Annotated in this window: 5 protein-coding genes; 1 reads left to right on the forward strand and 4 read right to left on the reverse strand. The window is 58.0% G+C overall.

What is annotated here, in order from left to right; translation table 11 throughout:
• Window positions 1-16: 16 nt before the first annotated feature.
• From atpA to E1180_RS10460, 4 genes are all read right to left on the reverse strand, one after another.
• Window positions 17-1,546 carry a F0F1 ATP synthase subunit alpha gene (gene atpA, locus E1180_RS10445; RefSeq protein WP_155191111.1) on the reverse strand — a complete coding sequence of 510 codons (1,530 nt, stop codon included), beginning with the start codon at window positions 1,544-1,546 and terminating at the stop codon, window positions 17-19.
• Window positions 1,546-2,106: a F0F1 ATP synthase subunit delta gene (locus E1180_RS10450; RefSeq protein WP_283404638.1), complete on the reverse strand. Its 561-nt coding sequence runs from the start codon at window positions 2,104-2,106 to the stop codon at window positions 1,546-1,548. Before E1180_RS10450 ends, atpA begins: the two co-directional genes overlap by 1 nt.
• A gap of 326 nt (window positions 2,107-2,432) precedes the next feature.
• Window positions 2,433-2,798, reverse strand: a complete 366-nt coding sequence (locus E1180_RS10455; RefSeq protein ID WP_155191113.1) for a DUF1428 domain-containing protein — start codon at window positions 2,796-2,798, stop codon at window positions 2,433-2,435.
• An 80-nt stretch (window positions 2,799-2,878) separates the two neighbouring features.
• The gene (locus E1180_RS10460) at window positions 2,879-5,074 is read right to left on the reverse strand and encodes a primosomal protein N' (RefSeq protein ID WP_283404639.1); all 2,196 of its coding nucleotides are present in this window, start codon (window positions 5,072-5,074) and stop codon (window positions 2,879-2,881) included.
• A gap of 307 nt (window positions 5,075-5,381) precedes the next feature.
• Between E1180_RS10460 and fsa the strand changes: the two genes are divergently transcribed.
• On the forward strand, window positions 5,382-6,035 hold the full coding sequence (gene fsa / locus E1180_RS10465) for a fructose-6-phosphate aldolase (protein ID WP_155191115.1): 654 nt from the start codon (window positions 5,382-5,384) through the stop codon (window positions 6,033-6,035).
• Window positions 6,036-6,175: the final 140 nt, after the last annotated feature.

Raw genomic sequence — 6,175 nt, forward strand, 5'->3', positions numbered from 1 at the left:
ATCCCGGCGTGTGGTCTTAGGCGAAGTTCTTTGCGAACGCGTCAAGCGCTGCTTTCAACTTGCCAGTGAGGTCGTCGTCAAGGGCCTTCTTTTCCCAGATCGCGTCGAGCAACTCTTTGTGCTCACCGCGCAGGAACAGAAGCAGGCCTTCTTCGAAGTCCTTCACACGATCAACCGGATGGTTGTCGAGGTAGCCATTCACGCCAGCGTAGATCACGACGACTTGCTCTTCCGTCTTCAGCGGCGAGAACTGCGGCTGCTTCAGAAGCTCGGTCAGGCGCGCTCCGCGGTTCAGAAGGCGCTGGGTCGTGGCATCAAGGTCGGAGCCGAACTGCGCGAACGCAGCCATCTCACGGTACTGAGCCAATTCACCCTTAATCGGGCCGGCAACCTGTTTCATCGCCTTGATCTGAGCAGAAGAGCCCACACGCGACACCGACAGACCAACGTTCACCGCTGGGCGGATACCTTGATAGAACAGGTCCGTTTCCAGGAAGATCTGACCATCGGTGATCGAAATCACGTTGGTCGGAATAAACGCAGAAACGTCGTTACCCTGGGTTTCGATGACCGGAAGTGCGGTCAGGGAGCCTTTGCCATGGTCTTCGTTCAGCTTCGCAGCACGTTCCAGCAGACGGGAGTGCAGGTAGAAAACGTCGCCCGGGAAAGCTTCACGTCCTGGCGGGCGGCGCAGAAGCAGAGACATCTGACGGTAGGCAACAGCCTGCTTGGTCAGATCGTCATACCCGATCACGGCGTGCATGCCGTTATCGCGGAAGAATTCACCCATTGCACAACCGGCGAACGGTGCCAGGAACTGCAGCGGAGCAGCTTCGGATGCGGTTGCGGCGATAACGATGGAATATTCCAGAGCGCCATTGTCTTCCAGTGTCTTCACAAACTGGGCAACGGTCGAACGCTTCTGACCGACGGCGACATAGATGCAGTACAGTTTCGCATCTTCGTCGCTGCCTTCGTGCAGCGGCTTCTGGTTCAGGAATGTGTCGAGAATGATCGCAGTCTTACCAGTCTGACGGTCACCAATGACAAGCTCGCGCTGACCACGGCCAACCGGGATCAGGGCGTCAATGGCTTTCAGGCCGGTAGACATTGGCTCGTGCACGGACTTACGCGGCAGAATGCCAGGCGCTTTGACGTCCACGCGGCGTTTCTCGGTTGCCTCGATCGGGCCTTTGCCGTCGATCGGGTTGCCAAGAGGATCAACAACGCGGCCCAGCAGGCCTTTGCCAACCGGCACTTCCACGATGGCGCCGGTCCGCTTAACGGTGTCGCCTTCTTTAATATCCCGGTCAGAACCGAAGATAACGACACCGACATTGTCGGATTCCAGGTTCAGGGCCATGCCCTTGATCCCACCCGGGAATTCGACCATCTCACCAGCCTGAACCTTGTCCAGACCGTAAACACGGGCGATACCGTCACCGACGGAGAGCACCTGACCAACTTCAGAAACTTCGGCTTCCTGGCCAAAGCTCTTGATCTGGTCCTTGAGGATTGCGGAAATTTCCGCGGCCCGAATATCCATCAGCCGACCTCTTTCATCGCGAACTTGAGTGAATTGAGCTTGGTACGCAGTGATGTGTCGATCATGCGGGACCCGACTTTGACCACAAGGCCGCCGATCAGGGCAGGATCAACTTTCGCTGCGATGTTTACGGATTTGCCTGTCGAAGCGGAAAGCGCTTCTTTCAGGGCGGCGACATGCTCATCAGACAGGGCAGTAGCGGAAACCACTTCAGCCGTTTGCTCGCCGCGCTTTTCTGCAAGCAGGACGCGGAAAGCCTTGATCATGCCGGGAAGTACGAAGAGGCGCCGATTGCGGGCAGCCAACTTCACAAAATTTGCGGCCAGGCCTTTGATGCCTGCCTTGTCGAGAAGTACCGTGAGCGCTGCAAGCTGCTCTTCAGCACTGAATGCCGGGCTTTTCACAAGACGGACGAGATCTTCGCTTTCGGAAAGCATGCCTTCAAAAGCAGTCAGATCCCGTTCCACGTCAGCGGTTACTCCGTCGCCTTCTGCGAGGTCGAGAAGGGCGGACGCATAACGTTGTGCCACGCCGGATACGAGAGATACGTTGTCAGTCACCAGATCCGTGCTCTCTGACGTTTTCTACACCCGCAAAGCAGCCAGCGCTCGCAAGGCATTGAAAAGATGAATGATTTCAAGGTCAGAAGGTATGACGGTTAAACCGTTCCCCCAAAGCCGCGCCTCAATTAGCACAGGGTTTTCAACTGTGCAACGTCGCCAGAGGACAGTTTGCGCCGATTCATAGGTGTTTTTTGCTATTGGGGCGCAAAAACCCTTTGGTTTCAATCGGTACCCGGTTTCATACACCTTTAGACGGTTTTGGCGCATACCCGCCATGGGCCGCGTTCAAACCCCGACCATATGCTCTAGGATGGCAGAGGCGATTAACCCGCATGCTCGAAGATCGGCTCAAAGCCACCGAACATCATGCGCTTCAAGCTGAACACTTCGCCGGCATTGGGCATCACCTCCTCCCACCGTGGGTCTTCCGGCATCTTTCCCATGCAGGCATCCGCCGTTTCCTTGTCTGGCCATATGATCCAGGACAACACGACGGTTTCGCCGGTTTCAGCTTTCACTGCCATTGGAAAGGATGTGACTTCTCCATCCGGCACATCCACGCCCCACGCCTCGCATGTGCTAAGGGCGCCATATTCCTTGAACAGGGCCCAGGACTTTTCTGCAATTTCCGCATATTCGGCTTTTTTTGATGTTTTGACCGGCGTCAGAAAGCCTTGAACGTAGGCCATTTGCTTTCGTCTCCCCTTGTAAGGCCACAAGGATCGCACGCTTTCTTGAACGATCAAAGACGGAGGCAGGCAGCTGACGGTCAGAGGAACTGCTGCGGGTCGATGTCCACCTGTACCCGCAGACCTTTGGAGGGCTTCGGTCCATTTGCGAGCCATGCCCGGAGATAGGACTGAAGATCAAATTGGCGTGGAGCCATTGCGAGGAGTCGGAAGCGGTAGCGCCCGCGCACCATTGCGAGGGCTGCCTCTGCCGGACCCAGCAACGTGACTGCACGGTCTTCAGGTGCGGCCCGCACAAGCGCCCGCGCAAACCCTTCAGCAAAGCCCCGGTCGGGTCCTGATATGATCACTGCGGCCAGCCGGCCGAATGGGGGAAGCCCGGCTGCGCGGCGGGCATCGATCTCGGCCTGATAAAAGGCGTTCTTGTCGCTGGAAAGAAGTGCTTTGATAACCGGGTGATCGGTGCTGTAGGATTGCAAGTACCCCTTACCGCCGCCCGTCACGCGTCCTGCCCGCCCGGTGACTTGGGCAAGCAACTGGAATGTTTTTTCCGCAGCACGCGGGTCGCCATTGGCCAGACCAAGATCCGCATCGACGACGCCGACCAGCTTCAACTTCGGAAAGTTGTGCCCCTTTGCGACCAGCTGCGTGCCAATGACGATGTCGGCCCCGCCTTCCTCCACGATTTTCATTTCCCGCTTCAGCCGTTCCGGCCCGCCGGCAATATCGGAGGATAAGACAAGCGTTCGGGCCTGGGGAAAAAGATCGGCCACTTCTTCAGCAACGCGCTCAACGCCGGGCCCGCATGCCACCAGCGTATCTTTGCTCTGGCACGAGGGGCAGGTGCTGGGCACTGGCTCCACATGGCCACAGTGATGACAAACCAATCGTTTCTGAAACCTATGCTCGACCAGCCATGCGGTACATTGGGGACACTGGAACCGGTGCCCGCAGGTTCTGCAAAGCGTCAGGGGCGCGTAGCCGCGCCTGTTGAGAAACAAAAGGGACTGATCACCAGCTGCGAACGCGTCCTTGATGGCGTGAACAAGACCGGGAGCGAGCCATCGCCCGTGCTCCGGCCCGTCAAGACGCATGTCGATCGCCCGCAACTCCGGCAACTCTGCTCCGGACGCCCGTTCCGGCAGTTCGATCAAGCCATAGCGGCCGAGCTCCGCATTGACGCGGCTCTCGATGGAGGGTGTTGCGGAGGCCAGAACCACCGGGAATTTGGAAATGTGCCCACGGACCACAGCCATGTCACGTGCGCTGTAGGACACCCGGTCATCTTGCTTGAACGCGCCATCATGTTCTTCGTCCACGATGATCAGCCCGAGGTTCTGAAACGGCAGAAACAGCGAAGACCGCGCGCCAATCACAACCCGTACGTCGCCTGATGCCACGCCCCGCCACACCCGCGCACGTTTCTTCGGCGTGATTTCGGAGTGCCATTCGGCCGGGTAAACACCGAACCTCTGCTCGAACCGGCGCAAGAACTGCTCGGTCAGCGCGATTTCAGGCAAAAGTATGAGCGCTTGTTTGTCGCGCCGCAAAGCTTCGGCGATTGCCTCGAAGTAGACCTCCGTCTTGCCAGATCCGGTGACACCGTCGATCAGGGTCACGGTTGCCCCTTTGTCGAAACTCTGTGCAAGCGCCCCGGCGGCGGCCTCCTGTGCGGGGGTCAAGGGCTTCTTGCCATAGTCAAGTTGCGGCTTTGGCAAAGGGGGACTGGCCGGCATCAGCACCACTTCCAAAACACTTTGCTTGATGAGACCATCTATGACCGACGCACTGACACCCGCCGCATGTGCAAGGCCGGATTTTGTCCAGGAGAACCCATCTTCCAGTGTGTGAAGGACACGTTGCCGTGCCGGGGTCATGCGGTCTGGCGCAGCACCTTCAACTTTTCGGACACCGGGCACCGGTGCCTCCGGTTCCAACGCCTCTTCCGACCGGAGGACCATGCGCACCACCATTCCCGGTGCGCCAAGTGTCCAGTTGGCAACCCAGTCCACGAACCGCCGGAGGTCTGCATCCAGTGGAGGGGTCTCGTCATAGACATGTGTGATCGATTTCAGCTTGTCGGGGTTGATGGCCGCATCCGGTTCGATATCCCAAACAGCGCCTATAACTTCGCGCGGGCCGAGCGGAACCTTGACGATTGTGCCCGGAACAACCGTTTTGCCCGGCGGGACCTTGTAAGTGTAGGCACCGGGCACTGCGACCGGCACCAGAACACTGGCGATCGTTACGGTGGGATCTAAGTCGTCAAACAACACGCTGGTTGGGTCCGGTTTCCTCGCGGCTCCATCGTTTTAGGCACGGTGGGTCCGGTATCTTTTTGCTCACCCAACGGTCTTGCACCATTGGTCTTGAGAGGCAAGGTCTGTGATGCCCAACGCTACGAAGACCACCGGTTTTGAGCCAAACCGCCTGAGGTACGTACCGCAAGTGATGTTTTTGCGCAGGATCAGGGGTTCTTCTCTGCGTCATCCTGGGGTAAACAATGCGCGGCTGATCAACTTCATCTCACCCTTCCGCCGGAACGGGGCAACGGCGAAAAATGCCCCAACGGAGTAGATATCCATGAAATTCTTTGTCGACACCGCCGACACTGCAGAGATCAAGGAACTGGAAGCCACGGGCCTTCTGGATGGTGTCACCACAAATCCGTCTCTCATTGCCAAATCCGGCCGCGACTTCAAGGAAGTCATCGCCGAGATCTGCGCAATCACCGCAGGCGATGTGTCCGCCGAAGTCGCGGCAACCGATTTTGACACCATGATCAAGGAAGCGCATGTGCTGCGCGCGATCGCGGACAATGTCGTCATCAAACTGCCCCTGACATTTGACGGACTGAAGGCCTGTAAGCAGCTCAGCGAAGACGGTACGAAGACGAATGTCACACTGTGCTTCTCTGCCAATCAGGCCCTGCTCGCTGCAAAAGCCGGTGCCACCTACATCTCGCCGTTCATTGGACGCCTGGACGATATTCACGCTGACGGCCTCGAGCTGATCCGCGAGATCCGGGTGATTTATGACAATTACGGCTATGAGACCGAGATTCTGGCCGCGTCGATCCGGACCCCGAACCACGTCAAGGAATGCGCGATCATCGGCGCCGATGTGGCAACTGTTCCGCCGGCAACCCTGAAGGGCCTGGTCAAGCATCCGCTCACCGACAAGGGGCTCGACGCCTTCCTGTCCGACTGGGCGAAAACCGGACAGACCATCCTCTAAGGGTCTAAAGCTTCATCAATGCAATTGCGGCCCGGATCTCCGGGCCGTTTTTTTGTGTTTCCTGCTCGGATGACACACATGGGTCCGCTTGCCACCCTGCCTTCCCATTGATTTGATCCCCCTCCCCCGCACTGTCATCC

It is taken from the genome of Roseibium denhamense (genome assembly GCF_009711415.1).
In the GTDB taxonomy this organism is placed as follows: Bacteria; Pseudomonadota; Alphaproteobacteria; order Rhizobiales; family Stappiaceae; genus Roseibium; species Roseibium denhamense.